At 63.8% G+C, this 23,121-nt stretch carries 24 protein-coding genes; 17 read left to right on the top strand and 7 right to left on the bottom strand.

Translation table 11 applies throughout. From position 1 onward, the window contains the following. Positions 1-36: 36 nt before the first annotated feature. Both EXN22_RS04435 and EXN22_RS04430 read left to right on the top strand, forming a co-directional pair. On the top strand, positions 37-2,808 hold the full coding sequence (locus EXN22_RS04435; RefSeq protein WP_130262930.1) for a hybrid sensor histidine kinase/response regulator: 2,772 nt from the start codon (positions 37-39) through the stop codon (positions 2,806-2,808). 44 nt (positions 2,809-2,852) lie between these two features. After that, on the top strand, positions 2,853-3,449 hold the full coding sequence (locus tag EXN22_RS04430) for a MarC family protein (protein WP_130262929.1): 597 nt from the start codon (positions 2,853-2,855) through the stop codon (positions 3,447-3,449). On the opposite strand, the gene EXN22_RS04425 is transcribed toward EXN22_RS04430, so the two are convergent. The 7 genes from EXN22_RS04425 to cobG form a co-directional block, all read right to left on the bottom strand. Further along, positions 3,446-4,069, bottom strand: coding sequence for a hypothetical protein (locus EXN22_RS04425; RefSeq protein ID WP_130262928.1), 624 nt, complete (start codon positions 4,067-4,069; stop codon positions 3,446-3,448). The two genes, EXN22_RS04430 and EXN22_RS04425, sit on opposite strands and share 4 nt — an antisense overlap. Continuing rightward, positions 4,062-4,745, bottom strand: coding sequence for a hypothetical protein (locus tag EXN22_RS04420; protein ID WP_130262927.1), 684 nt, complete (start codon positions 4,743-4,745; stop codon positions 4,062-4,064). Before EXN22_RS04420 ends, EXN22_RS04425 begins: the two co-directional genes overlap by 8 nt. 60 nt (positions 4,746-4,805) lie before the next feature. Next, positions 4,806-5,495 (bottom strand): hypothetical protein, encoded by a 690-nt coding sequence (locus EXN22_RS04415; RefSeq protein WP_130262926.1) that lies wholly within the window; start codon positions 5,493-5,495, stop codon positions 4,806-4,808. A gap of 103 nt (positions 5,496-5,598) precedes the next feature. Beyond that, on the bottom strand, positions 5,599-7,299 hold the full coding sequence (gene cobJ, locus EXN22_RS04410; RefSeq protein WP_130262925.1) for a precorrin-3B C(17)-methyltransferase: 1,701 nt from the start codon (positions 7,297-7,299) through the stop codon (positions 5,599-5,601). Beyond that, the gene (locus EXN22_RS04405; protein WP_407691942.1) at positions 7,299-8,033 is read right to left on the bottom strand and encodes a precorrin-2 C(20)-methyltransferase; all 735 of its coding nucleotides are present in this window, start codon (positions 8,031-8,033) and stop codon (positions 7,299-7,301) included. The genes cobJ and EXN22_RS04405 overlap by 1 nt, the downstream gene beginning before the upstream one ends. Then, positions 8,030-8,656 carry a precorrin-8X methylmutase gene (locus EXN22_RS04400; RefSeq protein ID WP_130262924.1) on the bottom strand — a complete coding sequence of 209 codons (627 nt, stop codon included), beginning with the start codon at positions 8,654-8,656 and terminating at the stop codon, positions 8,030-8,032. The genes EXN22_RS04405 and EXN22_RS04400 overlap by 4 nt, the downstream gene beginning before the upstream one ends. Next, complete coding sequence (cobG, locus tag EXN22_RS04395) at positions 8,649-9,983, bottom strand: precorrin-3B synthase (protein WP_130262923.1); 1,335 nt, start codon at positions 9,981-9,983, stop codon at positions 8,649-8,651. Before cobG ends, EXN22_RS04400 begins: the two co-directional genes overlap by 8 nt. 116 nt (positions 9,984-10,099) lie before the next feature. On the opposite strand from cobG, the gene cbiE reads away from it, so the two are divergent. The 15 genes from cbiE (at position 10,100) to EXN22_RS04320 (ending at position 23,025) form a co-directional block, all read left to right on the top strand. Next, complete coding sequence (gene cbiE, locus EXN22_RS04390) at positions 10,100-11,311, top strand: precorrin-6y C5,15-methyltransferase (decarboxylating) subunit CbiE (RefSeq protein WP_130262922.1); 1,212 nt, start codon at positions 10,100-10,102, stop codon at positions 11,309-11,311. Continuing rightward, a complete protein-coding gene (locus tag EXN22_RS04385; protein ID WP_130262921.1) occupies positions 11,304-12,401 on the top strand; it encodes a cobalt-precorrin-5B (C(1))-methyltransferase in 1,098 nt (365 codons plus the stop codon). Before cbiE ends, EXN22_RS04385 begins: the two co-directional genes overlap by 8 nt. Next, positions 12,398-13,144 (top strand): cobalt-precorrin-6A reductase, encoded by a 747-nt coding sequence (locus EXN22_RS04380; RefSeq protein ID WP_130262920.1) that lies wholly within the window; start codon positions 12,398-12,400, stop codon positions 13,142-13,144. Before EXN22_RS04385 ends, EXN22_RS04380 begins: the two co-directional genes overlap by 4 nt. A 59-nt stretch (positions 13,145-13,203) precedes the next feature. Continuing rightward, positions 13,204-13,434, top strand: a complete 231-nt coding sequence (gene vapB / locus EXN22_RS04375; RefSeq protein ID WP_130262919.1) for a type II toxin-antitoxin system VapB family antitoxin — start codon at positions 13,204-13,206, stop codon at positions 13,432-13,434. After that, a complete protein-coding gene (gene vapC / locus EXN22_RS04370) occupies positions 13,434-13,844 on the top strand; it encodes a type II toxin-antitoxin system tRNA(fMet)-specific endonuclease VapC (RefSeq protein WP_130262918.1) in 411 nt (136 codons plus the stop codon). Before vapB ends, vapC begins: the two co-directional genes overlap by 1 nt. Before the next feature lie 58 nt (positions 13,845-13,902). Continuing rightward, positions 13,903-14,340 carry an NfeD family protein gene (locus tag EXN22_RS04365; RefSeq protein WP_130262917.1) on the top strand — a complete coding sequence of 146 codons (438 nt, stop codon included), beginning with the start codon at positions 13,903-13,905 and terminating at the stop codon, positions 14,338-14,340. 23 nt (positions 14,341-14,363) lie between these two features. Next, positions 14,364-15,221 (top strand): SPFH domain-containing protein, encoded by an 858-nt coding sequence (locus EXN22_RS04360; RefSeq protein WP_130262916.1) that lies wholly within the window; start codon positions 14,364-14,366, stop codon positions 15,219-15,221. Positions 15,222-15,317: 96 nt separating this feature from the next. Continuing rightward, complete coding sequence (locus EXN22_RS04355; protein WP_130262915.1) at positions 15,318-15,710, top strand: DUF2946 domain-containing protein; 393 nt, start codon at positions 15,318-15,320, stop codon at positions 15,708-15,710. Positions 15,711-15,757: 47 nt separating this feature from the next. After that, on the top strand, positions 15,758-16,228 hold the full coding sequence (locus tag EXN22_RS04350; RefSeq protein ID WP_130262914.1) for a copper chaperone PCu(A)C: 471 nt from the start codon (positions 15,758-15,760) through the stop codon (positions 16,226-16,228). A gap of 19 nt (positions 16,229-16,247) precedes the next feature. Then, entirely contained in the window at positions 16,248-16,670 is a 423-nt protein-coding gene (locus EXN22_RS04345; protein WP_130262913.1) for a DUF2946 domain-containing protein, read from the top strand. A gap of 77 nt (positions 16,671-16,747) precedes the next feature. Beyond that, the gene (locus EXN22_RS04340; protein WP_130262912.1) at positions 16,748-18,814 is read left to right on the top strand and encodes a TonB-dependent copper receptor; all 2,067 of its coding nucleotides are present in this window, start codon (positions 16,748-16,750) and stop codon (positions 18,812-18,814) included. Between the two features lie 56 nt (positions 18,815-18,870). Then, positions 18,871-20,247, top strand: a complete 1,377-nt coding sequence (locus EXN22_RS04335) for a PepSY-associated TM helix domain-containing protein (protein ID WP_130262911.1) — start codon at positions 18,871-18,873, stop codon at positions 20,245-20,247. A 23-nt stretch (positions 20,248-20,270) separates the two neighbouring features. Beyond that, a complete protein-coding gene (locus EXN22_RS04330; RefSeq protein WP_130262910.1) occupies positions 20,271-21,059 on the top strand; it encodes an ABC transporter ATP-binding protein in 789 nt (262 codons plus the stop codon). Continuing rightward, on the top strand, positions 21,056-22,006 hold the full coding sequence (locus EXN22_RS04325) for an ABC transporter substrate-binding protein (protein ID WP_130262909.1): 951 nt from the start codon (positions 21,056-21,058) through the stop codon (positions 22,004-22,006). The genes EXN22_RS04330 and EXN22_RS04325 overlap by 4 nt, the downstream gene beginning before the upstream one ends. Further along, complete coding sequence (locus EXN22_RS04320) at positions 22,003-23,025, top strand: FecCD family ABC transporter permease (RefSeq protein ID WP_130262908.1); 1,023 nt, start codon at positions 22,003-22,005, stop codon at positions 23,023-23,025. Before EXN22_RS04325 ends, EXN22_RS04320 begins: the two co-directional genes overlap by 4 nt. Positions 23,026-23,121: the final 96 nt, after the last annotated feature.

The following is a 23,121-nucleotide window of genomic DNA, read 5'->3' as shown; positions in this document are numbered from 1 at the left end:
TTATCATCCGGCATTTAGCTAAGAAGGGATTTCGTCGTGCGTTGGCTCAGGATCGCCATTGGCCTTACCGTCAGCTTGCTGACCCTGCTCTGCTTGTTCCCGGCTGCGGCCGAACAAGGCAGTGGCTGGGCAGTTTTGCTCGACGAGCAGGCCAGCCTGCAACTGAGCGACATCCGTTCCGAGCGCTACCGCAACCAGTTCAGCCCCCTCGAACTCAACGAACTCAACGCCGCCACGCCCGACCAGGCGCTGTGGCTGCACTATCGGCTGGAGCCCGGGCAGCAGGAAAAACTGCTGCGGGTCTTTGCCCCCGACCTGTCGCGCCTTGACCTCTATGCCCTTGAAGGCGACCGGCTGATCAAGCAGATCCACAGTGGTCGGCAGAACGACAGCGACACCCCGTACCTGCGCAGCAGTGACCATGTTCTGGCGCTGCCCAATAGCCCGACAACCCTGGACGTCTACCTGCGCCTGGTCTCGGAGCATCAGTTGCGCCCGGCCATCAGCCTGGAATCCGCTGCCCATGCCGCCGCCGACCAGCGCCAGCCACTGTTCTTCGGCCTACTGTTTGGCTGCCTGCTGATGCTGATGCTGCACAACCTGATCCGCTATGCCTACTCGCGTTCGAGCACCAGCCTGGCGCTGGCGGCCTATCACGGGCTGATGCTGCTCAGTGCGCTGATCCTGCTCAACCTCAGCGGCCCCTGGTGGAGCCTCTGGCATTCAGCGCAAACACCGGCGGCCTACCTCACCGCCTTGCTGGCGTCACTGGCCGGCCTGACCTTCACCCTGCGCTTCTTCAAGCCTTGTGAACAACCGCGCCTGAGCCGCCTGCTGCAAGTGGAAATGCTGGTGGTGGCGCTGTGCGGCCTGTTGCTGCTGTTCGTCGACACCCTGCCACTGAACCTGATGACCTACGGCTTGATGGCCCTGAGTACCCTGAGCATGCTGCTGGCGGCCAGCTACCACTGGTACAAGGGTTACGCCCCGGCGCGGCTGTTCGCCCTGGCAATGCTGGCGTTCAATTTCGGCTGCCTGCTGGTGTTGCCGGCCCTGCTCGGTCTGACCCGCACACCGACCCAATGGCTGTTGTTCATTCTACTGGGCCTAACCAGCGTCAGTGGCCTGCTGCTCAACCTTGCGGTCAGCGAGCGCCTGCGGCGCATCAGCGAAGAGCGCTTCAGCGCCAGCCGCGAACTGGCGGCCAGCAACGCCGAAATCAACGCCAAAGCCGAGTTCCTGGCCAAGATCAGCCATGAGATCCGCACGCCCATGAACGGTGTCCTGGGCATGACCGAACTGCTGCTTGGCACGCCACTGTCGGTCAAGCAACGCGACTACGTGCAGACCATCCACAGCGCCGGCAACGAGCTGCTGACCCTGATCAACGAGATCCTCGACATCTCCAAGCTCGAATCCGGGCAGATCGAGCTGGACGATGTGCAGTTCGACCTCAATGCCCTGATCGAAGATTGCCTGAACATCTTCCGGGCCAAGGCCGAACAGCAGAACATCGAACTGATCAGCTTCACCCAGCCGCAGGTGCCGCGCGTCATCAGCGGCGACCCGACTCGCCTGCGCCAGGCCTTGTTGAGCCTGCTGGAAAACGCCCTGAAGAAGACCGACCACGGCGAGATTCTGCTGGTGGTCGCCCTCGACCAGCGCGGTGACAGCCCACGGCTACGCATTGCCGTGCAGGACAGTGGCGAGCCGATTGCCCCGGGCGAGCGTGAAGCGCTGTTGCAGGCCGAACTGCACAGCAAGCATTTCCTCTCCAGCAACAAGCTCGGCGGCCACCTGGGGCTGGTGATCGCCAAGCAGTTGATCACGCTGATGCAGGGCGAGTTCGGCATCAAGACCAGCCACAGCATGGGCAACACCCTGTGGATGACCCTGCCGCTCGACGCCCAGCGCCTCGAACAGCCGCCCACCGATCTCGACGGCCCGCTGCGCGGCGCCCGGGTGCTGGTGGTGGACGACAACGACACCTGCCGCAAGGTCCTGGTGCAGCAGTGCAGCGCCTGGGGCATGAACGTCAGCGCCGTACCGTCGGGCAAGGAGGCCCTGGCCCTGCTACGCACCAAGGCGCACCTGCGCGACTATTTCGATGCCGTGCTGCTCGACCAGAACATGCCCGGCATGACCGGCATGCAACTGGCAGCGAAGATCAAGGAAGACCCGAGCCTCAACCACGACATCCTGCTGGTCATGCTCACCGGCATCAGCAATGCGCCGAGCAAGGTCATCGCGCGCAATGCCGGGGTCAAGCGCATCCTCGCCAAGCCCGTGGCCGGATACACCCTCAAGACCACCCTGGCCGAAGAGCTCGCCCAACGCAGCAAAGGCCAACCGAGCATCCCGCTGCAGGCCAACCTGTCGACGCCGCTGAACCTGCCCAGCGACTTCCGCATTCTGGTCGCCGAAGACAACAGCATTTCGACCAAGGTCATTCGCGGCATGCTGGGCAAACTCAGCCTGGAGCCAGACACCGCCAGCAATGGCGAAGAGGCCTTGCAGGCGATGAAGGCCAACCATTACGACCTGGTCCTGATGGACTGCGAAATGCCGGTGCTCGATGGTTTCTCGGCCACCCAGCAACTGCGCATCTGGGAAGTCAGTAACCAGCGCCGGCGCACGCCGGTGGTCGCCCTCACCGCGCACATCCTCGCCGAACACAAGGAGCGCGCGCGCCTGGCTGGCATGGATGGACACATGTCCAAGCCGGTAGAGTTGTCACAATTGCGCGAATTGATCGAACATTGGGTGGCACGCCGCGAAGCCCAATCAAGTCAGATTCCCACCCAGTAATTCGCATACACTTGCCTCACTCCCCTTAGACGCGAGCCTCGACCATGCTCCATGAGTTGTTCAGCGTGTACCTGAAAATGCTCGTGCTCTACAGCCCGTTCTTTGTGCTTTCCTGCTTTATCAGCCTGACCCGCGGCTACTCCAGCAAGGAGCGCAAGCAACTGGCCTGGCGTGTCGCGATCGCCGTGCTAGTGGCCAGCATCCTGCTGTACCTGTTCGGCAGAGCGATCTTCGGCATCTTCGGGATTACCGTCGACGCCTTTCGCATTGGCGCCGGCAGTGTGCTGTTCATCTCCGCGCTGGGCATGGCCCAGGGCAAATCGGCGGTGCAGACCGACAACGTCCAGCAGGACGTGACCATCGTGCCGCTGACCATCCCCCTGACGGTCGGCCCCGGCACCATCGGTGCACTGCTGGTAATGGGCGTGGGGCAGCCGCACTGGGACGACAAGCTGCTGGCCATCGTCAGTATCGCCCTGGCCAGCTTTACCGTGGGCCTGGTGCTGTACCTGTCGAACCGCATCGAGCGGATTCTCGGTGACCAGGGCTTGCAGATCGTCAGTCGGCTGATGGGGCTGTTTGTCTGTGCCCTGGCGGCGCAGATCATTTTCACCGGCATCAAGGGTTACCTGGTGCCCTAGATCTTCAACTCAAGGATTTCCCGCACGCTGACCGCCTGCAGGCTGCGTTGCACCTTGCTTCTGAACTGTTGATCGAACAATCGGGTGTTGAAACGCACCAGTTCGGCCGTTACCCGCTGTTGCCTGCGCTTGCGGAACAGAAAACCTGCACTGACCTGCGACTGCTCCAGCACCTCGTGATACAGCACCATGTCCACCCGACCGTTTCTGGCCGGTGCGCACGGCAACAGCTGAAACACCCCATACTGGCGTGTTCGTTGTTCAAAATGCAGCAAGGCCCGGGTGTCTCGCTTGAGCGCCTGCAATGCCAGCTCGGTCGACTGCGCATATTGGCTGCCAGCGACAGCCGAGATGGCCTTGAGTGCGCTATCGACTATCTCCGATCGCTCGTTACCCGGCCAATGCACCTCGCTGGGTGGTACCGCGTCCCACCCATAATATTTCAGCTTGTTCTTGTAGTAGCTGTACCAGTCTTCAACCTGGCCCTGCTCATGAACGAACTGCGTTTCCCGCTCGGCTTGCAGCACTGCCAGCGTCACCGAACTGCGCTGCGCCGGCGTCAGGCCGGGCATGAACGACATAAGGCCTGCACCAACCACTGCCGCCTGCTGGTTACTCATGATCACCTCCTTGTACATCGCCAGGGTTGGACAGGTAGAGCTGTTCTTGCTGCTTGCGTTCAATCAGCACTCGCAACTGGGCACGTCGCGGTTCGAACTGCTGCTCATCCAGCTGCGCCGACAGACCCTTGACGAGAATTTCCCCCTGCAGCGCTCCAGCAAGCAATGGCCGCTCGATGCCGACCTGCTCCAGCGCTGCCGAGGTCTGCAAGGCAATACTGCACAAGTGGACCTGCGGACCGGGCTGAACCAGGCCAATCTCCAGGGCAACCCGTGTGCCACACGCATGCCCCTGGAAAGTAAAACGGCGAAAGGCGTCCAGGCTGCTCGGCACGCCCTGCAAGGTGGCCAGGCCCCGCTCGATGATGCTGTCAGCGCCTGCGTACTGACTGTCCAGCCACAGCCGCAACGGCTGGCTTGGCGCCAGCACCGAGCGTGCGCTGGCAGACTCTGCATCATGAAAGAACTGGGTAATGAGCCAGCCACAGGCTGACAGCTCCTTGCGGTATTGCCCATACCATGACGGATACAGCAAAAAGCGCGAACCCACGACCTTATTGGCCCGCAACTGCGAATACAACAGTGAATCGAGTACCGCCTGCCGTTGCAAAGGGGGTACTGCGGGAGCGAACAGCAGCAGAGTACCTCCGGCCGTCCATACCGAGTAGTCGTCCATTTCCATCATCCTTGTTGCTGAAATGGCAGGGTGGCTCGACGAGCGAGCCACTCTGAGTGGTCAGACCTCGTAGTCCAGTACGTTATTGATTGCGCGCTCGCCGAGCTTTTCCTCAATCGTGGCGCGCACACGCTCATACACCGACTTGTTGAACGAGAGTGCCGCCGTACCGGTGTAGAACTGGGCAGAACTGCTGTTCCATTCCAGCACGAAGACGTCCAGGTCCTTGGCGGACGCGTCCGAATGCATGCAGCTCATGGCCAGGACGACTTCGCCTTCGGAGGTTTCGATGCAAGAGGCAAGACCGATGTTGGCGGTCTTTTTGCTCTTTACGTTGCGGTCGAACAGTTTCTGCGCCTGATCGACCTGACCCAGCTTGGCCATCGCGTTGACGGCCAACTTGTTCAGCGCCAAGCCAACTGCGCCACCCATCACCGCAGTCCCCACAGCACTCAGCGCCTTGGCGGCGATAGCGCCGACAGTCAGTGTCTTGGAAGAAGTGAATTCGCGTTCATAGCTGCGACGTGCGGTGACCCAGCCACAATCCTGCAGGACTTTCAGAAACTGTTTGAACCAGGCCTCACCCTGACCTTCCTGGTCATATAGCTTGCTGGCGACCAGGGATGCAAACTGGTACGAGTTCTTCACATCGGTGCGGCTTTTCAGCGACATGCCGGCACCGAACGCCATCAGCGATTGTTCCAGCACTGCGGCGGTATTGGTGCTCAGGATTTCTGTAGTGTCGTTCATCTTGAAGCGTCCTTTTCGTGACAAGCCCGCGCGTCATTGGCGGGGGCTTTACACTAATGGGGACATCCTCGTTGATCAGGATCGAAAGCCTTCCCTGACAGACTCAGTCCTGTGCCGGATACCAGCGCGGGGTGTAGATCCACTGCCCCCCATCGGCACGGGCAAAGCCGCAGGTCGTCGAAGAGCCGACCAGCACCATGGTGCGCATATCGACCATCTCCGGCTGCAGTTCGCCGAGCGTGACCACCCTCAGCGTCTGCCCCGGCCTACCGATGTCACGGCCAAGGACTACAGGCGTCTGCTCAGTACGGTGCTGGCGCACGATCTCCAGGGCCCGGCCCAACTGCCAGGGTCGCGAGCGTGAGATCGGGTTATAGAAAGCCAGGGCCAGATCGGCCTGGCAAGCCAGGTCCAGGCGCTTCTCGATAATCGACCAGGGCTTGAGGTTGTCCGACAGCGACAGTACGCAGAAGTCGTGACCCAAAGGTGCTCCGGCCTGTGCCGCGGTCGCCAGGGAGGCTGACACACCGGGCAGCATCTCCAGCTCCACCGCATGCCAGTGCAGATCCGTTGATTCGTGCAGCGCTTCGAGCACCGCAGCAGCCATGGCGAACACACCGGGGTCGCCCGAGGAGACCACCACCACCGAGCGCCCCTGCGCCGCCAGCTCGAAGGCATGCCGAGCGCGCTGCATTTCCTCGCGGTTGTCGGTGCAGTGCAGCACCTGATCCGGACGAAACGGCCCGGCCATGCGCACATAGGTTTCGTAACCGAGAACATCGTTGGCCCGGGCCAGTTCAGCCTTGACCGCAGGCACCATCAGGTCGGCGGCGCCAGGCCCCAGGCCAATCACCGCCAGGCGACCGCGGGCGCGGCCAATCTGTTGCACATCGATTGGCTGGTTGGCGACCACAATGGCCAGGCCATCAGTTGCCGCTTGCGGTGGCAGCAATTGCGGCATCGCTTGGGCGGCCAGGGCGCTGGCATTACCCGCACCCGGTGCAAATCGCACGACCACACCCAGCTCGGCCGCCGCAGCATGCAGGGCCGGGTTGGCCATGTGCGCGTCGTCTGCCAGCAGGCAGGCCAGCGCCGGCTCGGCAATCCGTGCTGCCTGCAGGGCAGCTCGAATGGCCTGGGCCAACTGCGGCAGGACTTCACTGACCGCCACCATCACACAACGCGGATAGATCACCAGCTCATTGGCCAAGGCTTCACGGGCATCACAGCCGACATGAATGGCCAACCGGGCCTGCTCGCTTTGTGGCAGCTGCGCCTGCTCAAGCCAGGGTGCGGCGCCCTCGATACGCACGCTTTCACCCGCCAGCAGATCAGAGACAAAGCGCTTGCCCAGCTCAAGGTCAGCCAGGGCATAACCGCTGGGTGGATTGAGCAGGCAGGTACCGAACCGCAGCTCGCCACTGGTGGTAATGGCTGCCGCCACGCCCAGGCCGGCGCCGATTTCCCGGGCCATGACATTGACCCCGCCCAGGCCTCCCAACAACGGCACCACAGCGCTGCCATCTTCGGCCACGGCCAGTACCGGCGGCTCGACACCTTTCTCCAGCAACAGGCCAGCCAGGCTGCGGATGACGATGCCAGCAGCACACAGGGCGATGATTGGCGTGTCCTGCCGATAGAGCTGACACAAGGTGGCGCCAAACGCCTGGTAGCTGCGATCGGCGCCTTCGACCCGGCCTTCAAGGCCATGGATCAGCGCGTCCGGGTACAGCTGCTGAATCTTGCGGGCAGTGGCCAGGCTGCCTTTGCCGAGGATGACAATGGCCGGTGCTGTGCGTGTCATCAACCTTGCCACCTTTCGCCCGGAACGATGATCAGCGAGAAATACGGCGACGATTGCGGGTCGACTTCATCCAGGGCCACGATCTTCTGGTTGGCCATGGTCGCGCGCTCCACGTACAGCGCGCGCTCGGTCAGGCCGAGTTCGGCCAGCACATCGCGAACCTTGGGGAAGTTGCGCCCAAGCTTCATGATCACCGCAGCATCGGCATCGGCCAGGCGGCGCTTGAGCTCATCGTGGGGCAGCACGCCGGAGAGCACCGACAGGCTCTGGTTGCGATAGACCAGCGGCGCACCGAGCACCGAGGCGCCGCCGAGCATCGAGCAGACACCCGGAATCACCTGCGTGTCATAGCGCTCGGCGAGACGATCGTGCAGGTACATGTAGGAGCCGTAGAAGAACGGATCGCCTTCGCAGATCACCGCCACATCGCGGCCGGCATCAAGATGGGCAGCCACTTCCAGGCTGGCGGCATCGTAGAAGTCGCTGATGACCTGCTCATAGGACAATGGCGCGGGCAGCACTTCGGTGGTCACCGGGTACACCAGGGGCAGCAAGGTCTGGGCCTGCTGCAGGTGAGCCTCGATAATGCCAAAGGCATTGCCACGCTTGCCCTTGGCGACGAAGTAGGCCACCACCGGCGACTCGCGCAACAGGCGCAGGGCTTTGACGGTAATCAGTTCCGGGTCGCCAGGGCCGACGCCCAGGCCCAGCAAACGTCCTCGAGCCTGCATCATTCGACCTCCGTGGCCAGGGCATTGACCGCCGCGGCGGCCATGGCGCTACCGCCCAGGCGCCCCTGCATGATCACGAAGGGTACGCCACGGCTGTCGGCGGCAAGCATGGCCTTGGACTCGGCCGCGCCGACAAAGCCCACCGGGAAGCCGAGAATCAGCGCGGGTTTCGGCGCGCCGGCATCGAGCATTTCCAGCAGGTAAAACAGTGCGGTCGGCGCATTGCCAATGACCACCACGCTACCTTGCAGGTGTGGCCGCCACAGCTCCAGAGCCACCGCCGAGCGGGTGTTGCCCAGTTCGCGGGCAAGCTCCGGCACCTGCTCGTCGCGCAAGGTGCAGATCACCGGGTTGTTGGCTGGCAGGCGTGCGCGGGTAATCCCTTCACTGACCATCCGCGCATCGCAGAGGATCGGCGCGCCAGCGGCCAGGGCATCACGCCCGGCCTTGCCGGCACCCGGGGAGAACTGCAGGCCATCGATCGCATCGACCATGCCGCAGGCGTGAATCACCCGGACCGCGAGTTTTTCCAGATCGGCCGGGATGCGATCGAGCCGCGCTTCCTCTCGAATGATCGCGAAGGAATTGCGATAGATCTCCTGACCATCGCGGATGTAATCAATCATCAAGGGTGCTCCGTGAGCAGGCGTCTAGCAATGCGCCGGCTTCTTTCAGTGTGAGGTTGCGTGCGCGCAAGTGGCCGAAGCCCGGCTGGGTTGCGTCACGCAGAAACAGGTCATAGCGGCCGGGGCTTTGCGCCAGCAGTGTCGCCGGGGCGACATGAGCCATGGCGCAAGAGCGCGGACAGCCGCTCAGGTGCACGCTGGCCGGCGCACCGGGCGCCAGCAGGGTGGCCAGCAGGCGGGCATCGCCCTTGGTGTCGGCCTGGCCCTTGGCACAACCGGCGGAACCGGTGCAGGCGACCAGGCGCGACAGTTGCTCCGTGGCTGAGACCAGCAGGCCCAGGCCGGCCAGGCGGGCGCTGACGCCTTCGGCATGGCGCTGCGCGATGTTGGGCAGCAGCACGCCCTGCCACGGGGTCATGCGCAGGGTACCGTCGCCCTGCTCACGTGCAAGCCGGGCCGCACCGCGCAACATCGATGGATTCAGGCGGCCCAGGGGCGCTGAGGTACCGATGGCACTCAGGCCGTGTTGCAGCTGTGGATAAATCCCCAGATAGCTCGCCGAGGCCTGCACACAACGCCACTGGCGAACCGCCGCATCCGCCCGCACTGGCACAGCCAACCCGGTGATGAACGCCTCTGGCAGATGTTCGCTCAGCAACTGACGCATTCGCGTCTGCTCTGGCCGGGCCAGATCGAGAAACCGCTTGAGCACCGCCAGCACCAGCTCATGCCCCCGCGTCAGCGGCACCGCGCCCAACGGCGCATCCTTGGCCGGGCAGCCCGCCAGGCCGAACGCCAGCCACAGCTCGCCGTCCAGCTTCAGGGGGCTGAGCCACAGGTCATGGGGGTGGTCGAGCATCGCCAGGGCTTCACCGCCATCCAGCTGCACGGCGAACTTGGCCGACAACTGATGAAAACGCGGGGTGGTTTCCAGCGACTGCAGTACCTGCGCAGCCAAAAGCCGGGTGTCGAACAGCATCTGCGGGTCGATACCTGCGCAGGGGCTGAGCATCAGGTTGCGCACATCGTCGCCAGCAGCCTCACGTGGCCCAAGACCGGCAGCCAGCAGCATCTCGATCAGTGCGCTGTGGTCGCGGCCGATGCCGCGAATTTGCAGGTTGCCGCGGTTGGTGACTTCGATTTCACCGCCCGCAAAACGCTCGGCCGCTTTGGCAACGGCCTCGGCCTGGTCCGCCGTCAGCGCGCCGCCCGCCAGCTTGATCCGGCAGATTCCGCCGTCCAGCGCCTGGACGATACGCCACAACCCCGGACAGGCCGAGGGACGCAGCGAAGCTTGAGGCTGGTGGGCCGATACAGGCTGGTTCAAAAGGTCACCCGGTAATCGTGAAAAGGCACTTCAGTGTAGAAGGCGCGGTATTATGCCTGCTTTGTCCGAAGGCATGAAAAGCCTGCCGGTCGGATTGCGTAGAATTGAGGAAATCCATGTCGCCCTGGCTGACAGTAGTAGGTATCGGTGAAGACGGTTTCAGCGGCCTGGGCAAGCAGGCCCGGCGTGCGCTGCTGGGTGCTTCACGGGTGTTTGGCGGCCAGCGCCAGCTGGACCTGCTGCCCCGATGCATCACCGCTGAACGCCTGCTGTGGCCCAGCCCCTTCTCGCTGGCGCCGGTGCTGGTGTTGCGCGGCGAGCCGGTGTGCGTACTGGCCAGCGGCGATCCGATGTTCTATGGCATTGGCGCAAGCCTCGCCCGGCAGCTCGATACCCGTGAGATGAGCATCCTGCCGATGCCCTCCTCCTGCGCCCTGGCTGCCGCGCGCCTGGGCTGGCCGTTACAGGAGGTCCTGACGCTGTCGCTGGTGGCCCGACCGATCGCTGCGCTCAATGCCCACCTGTACAGCGGCGTGCGGTTGCTGCTGCTGAGCAACGATGGCAGCAGCCCGGCAGCCATCGCTGCACTGCTGCGCGAGCGCGGATTCGGGCCGAGCCGCCTGCAGGTCTTCGAGCACCTGGGCGGCAGTGCTGAACGTCGCCTGGGCGGAACGGCCGCAGACTGGCCGCACACGCAGATTGCCGACCTGAACCTGGTTGCCATCGAATGCCTGGCCGCGCCCGATGCGCCGCGCCTGTCGCCCCTGGCCGGCTTGCCGGACAGCGCCTTCAAACACGATGGCCAGCTGACCAAGCGCGATGTACGCGCCATCACCCTGGCACGCCTGGCGCCGCAACCGGGCGAACTGCTCTGGGATGTCGGCGCCGGCAGCGGTTCAATCGGTATCGAGTGGATGCGCGCGCACCCCAGTTGCCGGGCGCTGGCCGTCGAGTCCGACGAGGGCCGCCAGCAGTTGATCGAACATAACCGCGATGCCCTTGGCGTGCCTGGCCTGCAGTTGATCCGCGGCCGTGCGCCGCTGGCCCTGCAAGGCCTGGAGCGCCCTGATGCAATCTTCATCGGTGGCGGCGTGACTCGCGAAGGCGTGCTGCAACACTGCTGGGAGCAACTACGCCCCGGCGGGCGCCTGGTGGCCAACGCCGTGACCCTGCAAAGCGAACTGGCCCTGGTCAACTGGCGCGAGCGTCATGGCGGTGAACTGACCCGCATCCATATCGCCCAGGCGCAGCCCCTGGGCGAGTTCGACACCTGGCGCCAGGCCCTGCCGATTACCCTGCTCGAAGCGGTCAAGCCTGCCGATGCGTGACGAAACCCGTGAACAACCCGCACCGCTGCGCAGCGGCCTGACCACCGGCAGTTGCGCCACCGCCACCAGCCTGGCGGCCGCCCGTCTGCTGCTTGCCGGCCAGAGCGATGATGCCGTGCACATCACCCTGCCCAAGGGCAAGGTGGTGCAGATGCGCCTGGAGTTCTGCCGCCTGCTGGCCGACGGCGCCGAAGCCGGCACCCTCAAGGATGCCGGGGACGACCCGGACGTTACCCACGGCGCCTTGCTCTACAGCCAGGTGCGCTTGCAGGCCGCCCCCGGCGTACGCTTCGTTGCCGGTAAAGGCGTCGGCACGGTAACCCGCCCCGGGCTGGTGCTGGCGGTCGGCGAACCGGCTATCAACCCGGTCCCCCGGCGAATGATCAGCGAGCACCTGCAACGCCTGGCGGCCGAACATGCCTATGCGGGCGGCTTCGAGGTCACGGTCAATGTCCAGGACGGTGAAAGCCTGGCGCTGAAAACCATGAACCCGCGCCTGGGCATTCTCGGTGGCCTGTCGATTCTCGGCACCAGCGGCATTGTCCGGCCCTTCTCCTGTTCGGCCTACATCGCCTCCATCCACCAGGGCATCGACGTGGCGAAAACCAACGGCTACCAGCACATCGCCGCCTGCACCGGCAACGCCAGCGAAGACACCATGCGCCGGGTCTACGACCTGCCGGAAATCGCCCTGATCGAGATGGGCGACTTTGTCGGCGCAGTGCTCAAGCACCTGCGCAAAGTGCCTGTGGATAAACTCAGCCTGTGCGGCGGCTTTGGCAAGATCAGCAAGCTGGCCGCCGGGCACATGGACCTGCACAGCCGCCATTCGAGCATCGACTTGCCGCAACTGGCCGACTGGGCTGCGGCCATTGGCGCCGACCCGGCCCTGCAAGACTCGATTCGTCAGGCCAACACCAGCCAGCAAGCGTTGGCCCTGGCCAGCGCTGCCGGTATTGCCCTGGGCGATGCAGTCTGCGCTCATGCCCTGGCGTTTGCCCGCAGCGTGGTGCCTACGCAGGTGCAGGTCGAGGTGTTCGCCATTGATCGCCAAGGCGGCATAGTCGGGCATGCCGGAGGCTTTGCATGAAACGTATCCTGTTGCTTGGCGGCGTCACCGAAGCACTGGCCATCGCCCGCAACCTGGGCCCGGAACATGTCTACAGCCTGGCCGGGATTGGCCGGGTGCCCACTGACCTGAACTGTCAGGTACGGGTTGGCGGCTTCGGTGGTGCAGAGGGTTTGGCGGCGTACCTGCTCAAGGAAAACATCGACCTGCTGATCGACGCCACCCACCCTTATGCCGCGCAGATCAGCGCCAATGCCGCGCGTGCCGCACAGCTCAGCAGCGTGCCGTGCTGGGCATTGCGCCGTCCGGCATGGACCGCCCAGGCTGGCGATGATTGGCGCGAAGTGGCCGACTGGGCCGAGCTGATTCAAGCCCTGCGCCCGTTCCAGCGCCCGCTGTTCACCCTGGGCCGTGAACCGCTGCAGCACCTTGATGAGATTCCCGCACAACAGTTCTGGACCTTGCGCGCCCTTGAGGCCTGCCCCGGCAACCAGCGCTGCGAAGTGATCGGTGCTCGCGGGCCGTTTCACCTGGAAGACGAACGCGCGCTGTTCGAGCGTCGGCAGATCGATGTGCTGGTGAGCAAGAACAGTGGTAGCGGGGCGACCGAGCCAAAACTGCAAGTCGCACGCGAACGTGGTGTGCCCGTGCTGGTGCTTCGCAGGCCTGATCTTCCCCGAGTCGCTCGCAGCTTCTCGACGCCCCAAGCACTGGTGCATGCGCTTGCGCCAGTACTTACAGGGGGCTCAGCTACATCCCGTTGACAGTTGCCAGTGCTCTTTTAAACTTGGATATACATTTGGCATATACAACGAGGTGGATCATGGAGCAAGGTGCCGTCTTCAAGAGCAACCGCAGCCAAGCTATACGGCTGCCCAAATCCGTAGCCCTGCCAGAGGATGTGAAGCGCGTGGATATAGTCGCAGTGGGTCGAACCCGAATTATTTCCCCCTCCGGCGAAGCCTGGGACAGCTGGTTCGAAGGGCAGGACGTCAGCCCGGATTTCATGGCCGAGCGCGAGCAGAATGCCGATCAGGAGCGCGAGGGCTTTTGATGCTCAAGTACATGCTTGATACCAACATTTGCATCTTTACCTTCAAGAACAAGCCTCAGGCCGTACGTGAGGCCTTCAATCGCCACCACGGGCAGCTTTGCATCAGCACAGTAACGCTGATGGAGCTGATTTATGGTGCAGAGAAGTCTGCCGCGCCTGAACGTAACCTTGCGGTAGTCGAAGGTTTTGCCGCACGCCTGGAAGTCCTCAGTTACGATGAGCACGCCGCCGCTCATAGCGGTCAGTTGCGTGCGGAACTGGCCAGAGCCGGAACACCGATTGGGCCCTATGACCAGATGATTGCCGGGCATGCACGGTCTCTGGGGCTGTTACTGGTAACCAACAACATGCGTGAGTTTTTGCGTGTTCCGGGGCTGCGTGTGGAAGACTGGCTCAACCCTGCGCCATAGCCCATCCCGCTCCACTCCCTTACACTACACCCCTCCTCCCTCGGAAGACTTCACCCATATGGAAATGCAATGGTGGATCTGGCTGGTGTTCGGTTTCGGCCTGATTGTGCTCGAACTGGTCCTGCCAACCTTCTTCATCCTCTGGTTCGGCATCGGCGCCGTGCTGGTTTCGCTCATCGCCTTTTTCGCACCGAGCCTGCAACTCGACATGCAGGTATTGCTGTGGGTGGTGTTCTCGTCGATTACCACGCTGCTGTGGTTCAAGGTGTTTCGCAAGAAACAGCCGGATACTCGCTGGACCGCGGACAGCGTGCTCGGCGAAGTCGGCTTGCTCACCGCCACGGTCTCCGAGTTCCACAAGGGCCGCGTGCGCTTTCAAAAGCCCATCCTCGGCAATGAAGAATGGGTGTGCGTCGCCGATGCCGAGATTCCGGCCGGCGAGCGCGTGCGCCTGACTGCCATCGAAGGCAATACCGCCCGGGTTGCCCGGGCCTGATCAGTAAAAGGAAAGATTGACTCATGACCAGCCTTATCGTCGTCGGCACGATCGCCGCATTCGTCCTCATCACCCTGTTCAAGGGCGTACGCATCGTGCCCCAGGGCGAGGAGTGGATCGTTGAACGCCTGGGCCGCTACCACAGCACCCTCAAGCCGGGCCTGAACCTGCTGATCCCGTACATGGACGTGGTCGCCTACCGCCTGCCGACCAAGGACATCATCCTCGACGTGCAACAGCAGGAAATCATCACCCGCGACAACGCGGTGATCGTCGCCAACGCCCTGTGTTTCGCCAAAGTCGTCGACCCGCAGAAAGCCGCTTACGGCGTGCAGGATTTCTCCTTCGCGGTGACCAGCCTGACCATGACCTCGCTGCGCGCCATTGTCGGCGCCATGGACCTGGACGAAGCGCTGTCGAGCCGCGAACAGATCAAGGCGCGCCTGCGCGAAGCCATGTCCGAGCAAACCGAAGACTGGGGCGTGACCGTGCGCTCGGTCGAGATCCAGGACATCAAGCCGTCGCAGAACATGCAGGCGGCCATGGAGCGCCAGGCTGCAGCCGAACGTGAGCGTAAAGCTGACGTTACCCGTGCCGAAGGCGCCAAGCAGGCGGCCATCCTCGAAGCCGAAGCGCGCCAGCAGGCGGCCAAGCTCGACGCGGAAGCACAGATCAACCTCGCCGAAGCCTCGGCGCGTTCGATCACCCTGGTCAAGGACGCCGTCGGTAACGAAATCACCCCGGCCATGTACCTGCTCGGCGAGCGCTATATCGGCGCCATGGAGAGCCTTGCCAGCAGCGACAACGCCAAGGTCGTGGTGCTGCCCGCCGACCTGCAGGAAACCGTGCGCGGCTTGATGGGCCGCAACAAGCAGGCCTGATGTGCACTGGGTGTGCGGCACTTCACCGCACCCCCGGTAAATTTTCCTATACTGGGCGTTACAATAGCCCCCTCTGATTCCTGACCGGATCTTTCCATGTCCTCACACCGGCCCGCCATTGCCTGGATCGCCTGCTTCGCAGTGCTGTTCAATCTGCTGGCCATGCCGTTGGCGTCCGCCGCCCCCAAGGGCCCGGCCGAACAACTGCTGTGGGGCGCCTTCTGCTCGAGTGTCGGTAGCAAGGCCAAGGCGCAAATCATCGCCCTGGGCAAGATCGACCTCGGTCAGCAAGGCGATGATCACGCCAGCATGCAGCACTGTTGGTGCTGCTCTGGCGCTGCACCGTTGCTGGCATTGCCTGGACACCCGCCACGCTTGCTGGTGCCCAGCCAGGATTTTGCGCCCTCGCCGGCGCCGCTCGCCATCAACCAGCCGACACCGCGGCAACAGTGGCCGGCCCTCAACCCCCGCGCCTCCCCTCTGGTCTGAGTTCACTACGCTACCTGTTGCGAACCTGAATCGACTGGAGAATCACCATGTTCAAGAACGCCCTGCTGCTGGCCGCCCTGATGCTGCCGGCGACCTTTGCCAACGCCCATGAATACACTGTTGGCGAGCTGCATATCGCTCACCCGTGGTCGCAGGAACTGCCACCCAACGCCCCCAACGTTGCGGCCTATTTTGTCGTGCATAACAACGGCAAGACTGCCGACACCCTGCTCAGCGTCGACAGCCCGATCAGCGACGACGCCCAGTTGCACGAACATGTACACAAAGACGGCCTGATGAAAATGCAGCAGGTACCGAGCGTCGAGGTACCTGCCGGCGGCGACCTGAAATTTGCCCCCGGCGCCTACCATGTAATGCTGATGCAACCCAAGGACCGCAGCCTGCTGACTGACGGCAAGCGCTTCCCGCTGACCCTGCACTTCAAGAACGCCGGTGATATCACCGTCGAGGTGGCAGTGCAGAAGCAGGCCCCCGAGGAAGCTGCCCACAGCCATTGATTGCTGAAGGCTGCCCGGCGTGAGTATCGCCCGCAGCAGGTTCAACCACCCCGCGCGTCCTGACCCCAGGACGGTTCGTGGCGGTTGGCTGAGCCTGTTCGCCATGTTGATGATCTTTATCGGCCCACTGGTTTCCCAGTCGATGCCGATGGATCACCGTGCCATGCCGGCAGGCATGAGCATGGCCATGGACAGCGCCGCCGATTGCCATGCCGACAGCCATCACGGCGGCAGCCCGGCGCTGAAGGTCATCTGGGAGAAGTGCGGCTACTGCAGCCTGTTCTTCCACTGCCCGGCGCTGCCTCAGGCCCTGAGCCTGCTCAACACCGAAGCCGTTCCCGCCAGCAGCCAGCTGCTGGTCTCCCCACGCCAGGGTCATGCCCGGCAAACGGTATTCCCCGGCGCCCGCAGCCGAGCACCGCCTGCCCTCATCGTCGTCTGAACCACTCCCTGCGCCCGAAGTCCGGTATCTGCCGTCGACTGCGCGCACCCTTATGACTGATCGATGTTGGAATCACTATGTCCGGCTGCACCGCTGTTTTTCGTCTGTCCCTGCAAGGCACCATCGCCGTGATCTGCGGCACCCTGCTCAGCCCCCTGGCCCTGGCTGCCAGCCAGGCTCATGACACGCATGTTCATGACCAGCCCGAACTGAGCCCGACGGTAATCACCGCCGTGGCCCCCAGCTCGCCATTGACTATCGTCACCAACCCCAAGGACCCACGCCAACCGGTACCGGCCAGCGATGGCGCCGACTACCTGAAAACCATCCCCGGCTTCTCGGCCATTCGCGCCGGCGGCACCAATGGCGACCCGGTATTGCGCGGCATGTTCGGCTCGCGCCTGAATATCCTCACCAACGGCGGCGTGATGCTCGGTGCCTGCCCCAACCGCATGGACGCCCCCACCTCGTACATCTCGCCGGAAACCTACGACCGCCTGACCGTGATCAAGGGCCCGCAAAGCGTGATCTGGGGCCCGGGCGCGTCAGCCGGGACCATCCTCTTCGACCGCGAACCAGAAAAGTTCGGCGAGCTGGGCAGCCGGGTCAATGCCAGCCTGCTGGGCGGCTCCAACGGCCGCTTCGACAAAGTGCTGGATGCCGCCGCCGGCAATCGCTACGGCTATGCGCGCGTCGTCGGCAACCAGTCGCGCTCCGACGATTACGAGGACGGCAATGGCGACACCGTGCCGTCGCGCTGGGACAAGTGGAACGGTGACGTCGCCCTGGGCTGGACCCCGGACGCCGATACCCTGGTGGAGTTGACCGCCGGCAAGGGTGACGGTGAGTCCCGCTACGCCGGGCGCGGCATGGACGGCTCGCAGTTCAAGCGCGAGAGCCTTGGCCTGCGGTTCGAGAAGTCCAACATCGGCGAGGTCTTCGACAAGCTCGAAGCCCAGGTCTACTACAACTATGCCGACCACGTGATGGACAACTACAGCCTGCGCACGCCCTCGGGCATGGGCATGATGGGCATGCCGATGGTCAGCAACGTCGATCGCCGTACCCTCGGCGGGCGAATCAAGGGCACCTGGCGCTGGGATGACCTGCAACTGATCAGCGGCATCGATGCGCAAACCAACGAACACCGCCAGCGCGGCGGCATGGGCATCGATGCCCACAAGCACATGGCCTGGACCAAGGACGCCGACTTCCACAACTACGGGGTGTTCGGCGAGTTGACCTGGTACGCCGCCGAGCAGGACCGCCTGATTACCGGCGCCCGCCTGGACCGAGCCTCGGCCAAGGATTACCGGGCTACCAGCGCCACCAGTGGCGATACCCGCGCCGATACCCTGCCCAGCGGTTTTGTCCGCTACGAGCATGACCTGGTGGATATTCCCGCCACCACCTACGTCGGCCTCGGCCACGCCCAACGCTTCCCCGACTACTGGGAGCTGTTCTCGCCCAAGTCCGGCGCACCCGGCTCGGTCAATGCCTTCGATAGCATCAAACCGGAGAAAACCACCCAGCTCGACTTCGGCATCCAGTACCAGACCGATACCGTCGAGGCCTGGGCCTCGGGCTATGTCGGGCAGATCCGCGACTACATTCTCTTCGACTACCGGCCGGGAATGATGGGCATGCCCAGCTCGCGAGCGCAGAACATCGATGCACGCATCATGGGCGGCGAACTGGGCGCGGCGTATAAATTGACCAGCAACTGGAAAGCCGACGCCACCCTGGCCTACGCTTGGGGCAAGAACAGCAGCGACGGCAAGGCACTGCCGCAGATGCCCCCTCTGGAAAGCCGCCTGGGCCTGACCTACAGCCGCGATGTGTGGAGCGCAGGGGCCTTGTGGCGCCTGGTGGCGGCGCAGAACCGCATCGCCGAGAACGCCGGCAACGTGGTGGGCAAGGACTACGAGAAGAGCAGCGGTTTCGGCGTGTTCTCGCTCAACGGTGCCTACAAGGTCAGCAACAACCTCAAGCTCAGTGCCGGGGTCGACAACCTGTTCGACAAGGCTTACGCCGAACACCTGAACCTGGCAGGCAACGCCGGTTTTGGCTACCCGGCCACTGATCCGCAGCCGATCGATGAGCCAGGGCGTACGTTCTGGACCAAGGTCGACCTGAGTTTCTGATCCAACCCGGGCGCGATCACTGATCGCGCCTTCCCCAGGCAACACGGGAGCGCTCCATGAGCAAACCGCACGTATCCTTCTACAACCTGGCCTGGCGATGGCATTTTTACGCAGGCTTGTTCGTTGCGCCGTTCATGATCGTGCTGGCGATCACCGGGATCATCTACCTGTTCAAGCCGCAACTCGACCCGTTGCTGTACCGCGACTTGCTGGTGGTCGAGGCCGGGCAGCAGCGGCACAACGCCGACAGCCTGCTGCAAAGCGTGCAGCAGGCCTACCCCAAAGGCCAGGTCAGCCAGTACCTACCCGCGCAGGCCAGTGACCGCAGTGCGCAGTTCGTGGTGCACAACGATGGCCGTGAATTGAATGTGTTCGTCGACCCCTACCGCGGCACGCTGCTGGGCGAGCAGGACGCGAAAAACAACCTGCAGGCCGTGGCCCGCGCTCTGCACGGCGAACTGATGATCGGCACCACGGGTGATCGCCTGGTGGAGCTGGCCGCCGGCTGGGGCGTGGTGCTGGTGGTCTCCGGCCTGTACCTCTGGTGGCCGCGGGGCAAACGCAGTGCTGGCGTGCTCTGGCCACGCCTGAACGCCCGCGGGCGTCTGCTATGGCGCGACCTGCATGCGGTCAGCGGATTCTGGGGTTCGGCCCTGCTGCTGTTGATGCTGCTCAGCGGCATGACCTGGACCGGGTTCTGGGGCAAGCAGTATGCCGACCTGTGGAACCGCTTTCCGGCAGCGATGTGGAACGACGTACCGCAATCCGACCAGCAAGCCCGAGAGCTCAACAGCGCCAGTCGCCAGACCGTGCCCTGGGCCATGGAAAACACACCGATGCCGCAATCGGGCGCTCACGCCGAGCATGCCGGCCACAACATGGGTTCCAGCACACCGGCGGCGCCGAAAATCGGCCTGCAACAAGTCGAAGAGTTGGCCATCACGCGCCGCGTCGAACCTGGCTACAGCATCACCCTGCCGACCAGCGCCGAAGGCGTATACACCATTGCCGTGTTCGCCGACGACCCACGCAACGATGCCACCCTGCATATCGACCAGTACACCGGCAAGGTCCTGGTGGACGTTCGCTGGCAGGATTACAGCAACGTCGCCCGCGCCACCGAGCTGGGGGTAATGCTCCACGAAGGCAAGATGTTCGGCCCGCTCAATCAACTCATCGTGTTGCTGATCTGCCTGATGATCCTGCTCGGCTCGGTCAGCGGCCTGGTGATGTGGTGGCAGCGTCGTCCCGAAGGTGGCCTTGGCGTACCGCCGCTGCGCCATGACCTGCCGCGCTGGAAGACCGCGACCGTGATCATGCTGATGCTGGGGGTGGTGTTTCCGCTAGTGGGCGGCTCGATGCTGCTGGTGTGGCTGGTGGATCGCCTGGCCACCCGCCGCTTCTACAGCAAATCCGTTAACATAGGCCCCTGATTTTTCGGGCCCGCAGGACCTTGATGAGCACCCTGAGTATCCGCGACCTGCACTGGTCGCCCCTGGGCCACGGCCACTGCCACCACCAGTTCCAGTTGCGCGACGTTGAGTTGCAGGTCGGCGCCAGCGAATTCGTCGGTCTGATCGGCCCCAACGGCAGCGGCAAGACCAGCCTGTTGCGTTGCGCCTACCGTTTCAACAAACCGGAGCGGGGCCAGGTACGCCTGGGCGAACATGACCTGTGGCAGCAATCGTCGCGCTGGTGCGCCCAGCGTATCGCCGTGGTCCTGCAGGAATTTCCCGATGCTTTCGGCCTGAATGTCGAAGAAGTGGTCGCCATGGGCCGTACGCCCCATAAAGGTCTGTTCGACGGCGACAGCCATGAAGATCGCCAGTTGGTGCAACAGGCCTTGCAGGCGGTCGGCCTGCAGGGCTTCGACGACCACACCTTCGCCAGCCTGTCGGGCGGTGAAAAACAGCGGGTGATCCTTGCCCGCGCCCTGGTCCAGCAACCCCAGGTATTGATCCTCGATGAGCCGACCAACCACCTTGACCCGCGTTATCAGCTGGAGCTGCTACAGCAGGTGCGGCGCCTGGGCATCGGTACCCTGGCGAGCATCCATGACCTGAACCTGGCGGCGGCCTTCTGCGATCGCCTGTACGTGCTCGACCACGGGCGCATCGTCGCCAGTGGCACACCCGATCAGGTACTGACTGCCGAATTGCTGCAGGAGGTATTCGGTGTACAAGCACTGATCGACCGCCATCCTCTGGCTGACCACCCACGCCTTACCTGGATAACCCAGCGATGATTCGATCCACCCTGCTGCTTGGCCTGGCCTTGCTGCTGGCCAGCCCCGGCGCTTTCGCCGAGGCCACCCAATACCCCTTGACCGTGCAGAGCTGCAACCGCCAGGTGACCTTCACCCAGGCCCCGGAGCATGCCCTGAGCCACGACATCAACATGACCCAGATGATGCTCGCCCTCGGCCTGCGCTCGCGCATGGTCGGCTACAGTGGCGTCAGCGGCTGGAAGGCGGTGACGCCGGAATTGCGCAAGCAACTCGACGGATTGCCGGAACTGGCGGCCAAGTACCCGTCGGTGGAAACCCTGCTCAATGCCAATGTCGACTTCCTGTTCGCCGGCTGGGACTACGGCATGCGCGTTGGCGGCGACCTGACGCCACAAAGCCTGGCGCCGCTGGGCATCCCGGTGTATGAGCTGACCGAGTCGTGCGCCTTCGTCATGAAGCGCCCGGCGGCCAGCCTGGAGGACACCTACACCGACCTGCGCAACCTTGGCAGGATCTTCGACGTGCAGGCGCGTGCCGAGCAGTTGATCAGCGCGATGCAACAGCGCGTGGCCGTGGTCCAGCAGCACTTGCCGGCCCAGCGCCCCCGGGTGTTCCTCTATGACAGCGGCGAAGACCGGGCCATGACCTCCGGACGCCTGGGGATGCCTGAAGCACTGATTGCCGCAGCGGGCGGGCGCAATGTACTCGACGACATCGAGGCCAGCTGGACCCGGGTCAACTGGGAAAGCGTGGTCGAACGCAACCCCGAGGTCATCGTCATCGTCGACTACGGCGAGGTCAGCGCTGCGCAGAAGCAGGCGTTCCTCGAACAGCACCCGGCCCTGCAATCGGTGGATGCAATCCGCAACAAGCGCTTCGTGGTCATTACTTACGTGGCTGCCACGCCAAGCCTTGAGAACGTCGAAGCCATCGAGACCATCGCCAAGAGCCTGCACGGCGCATGAGGTCGGCAAACTCCCGGCACCGGCTGTTGCTGCTCGGTCTGTTCGGCCTGCTGCTGGTGTCCTGCGTGGTCTCGCTGGGCTTCGGTTCGGCGCCGGTGCCGGTCGACGTGGTGTGGCGCGTGCTGTTGTTCAAGCTGTTGGGCATTACACCTGAAATGCCTGCATGGACCACCGGACAGGAGCATATCGTCTGGTTGATCCGGGTGCCGCGCATGCTACTGGCAGCGCTGGTGGGCGGTGGCCTGGCGATGATCGGCGCGGTGTTGCAAGCCGTAACGCGCAACCCGCTGGCCGACCCGCACCTGCTTGGCGTCACCTCTGGGGCGACTCTGGGGGCAGTGCTGGTAGTGCTGCATATCGGCGAACTGCTCGGCGTCCTGACCTTGCCGCTGGCGGCTTTTATCGGCGCGCTGTGCAGCATGCTGCTGGTGCTGGCCATTGCCAGCCGCCACGGCCGCCTGGACAGCGACCGCCTGCTGCTCTGCGGTGTAGCGGTGGCCTTTGTGATGATGGCGGCGGCCAATCTGCTGCTGTTTCTGGGGGATCACCGGGCAAGCTCGGCGGTGATGTTCTGGATGCTCGGCGGCCTGGGCCTGGCGCGCTGGGAGCTGCTGCCGATCCCAACCGTCAGCGTGTTGCTGGGCCTGGCCTTGCTGCTGGGCATGGCCCGTTCGCTGAACGCCCTGATGGCCGGCGAGCAGACCGCCGTGACCCTTGGCCTGAATGCGCGCAAAGTGCGCCTGCTGGCCTTTTTGATCTGCTCGCTGCTGACCGGCGTGCTGGTGGCGATCAGTGGCTCGATCGGTTTTGTCGGCCTGATGGTGCCGCACATTGCCCGGCGCCTGGTCGGTGCCGAGCACAGCCGCCTGCTGCCGGTGTGCCTGCTGCTGGGCAGCCTGTTCCTGATCTGGGTCGACGTCGCCGCGCGCACCCTGATCTCGCCAGAGGACCTGCCGATCGGCATCGCCACCGCCGCCATCGGCGGATTGTTCTTTATCGGCCTGATGCGCCGACGTTGACCACGGTCAACACCGCCCGCGCCTTGAGACGTATTGTCGCGCTAGCGCCAGGAAGGCGCGTGTTAGCCTAGCGGCGCACAACAAGACTGACCTCAA

The sequence above is a fragment of the Pseudomonas tructae genome (assembly GCF_004214895.1).
In the GTDB taxonomy this organism is placed as follows: Bacteria; Pseudomonadota; Gammaproteobacteria; order Pseudomonadales; family Pseudomonadaceae; genus Aquipseudomonas; species Aquipseudomonas tructae.
Note: the sequence above shows the minus strand (reverse complement) of the source record. Positions and strands in the feature narration are given on the sequence as shown.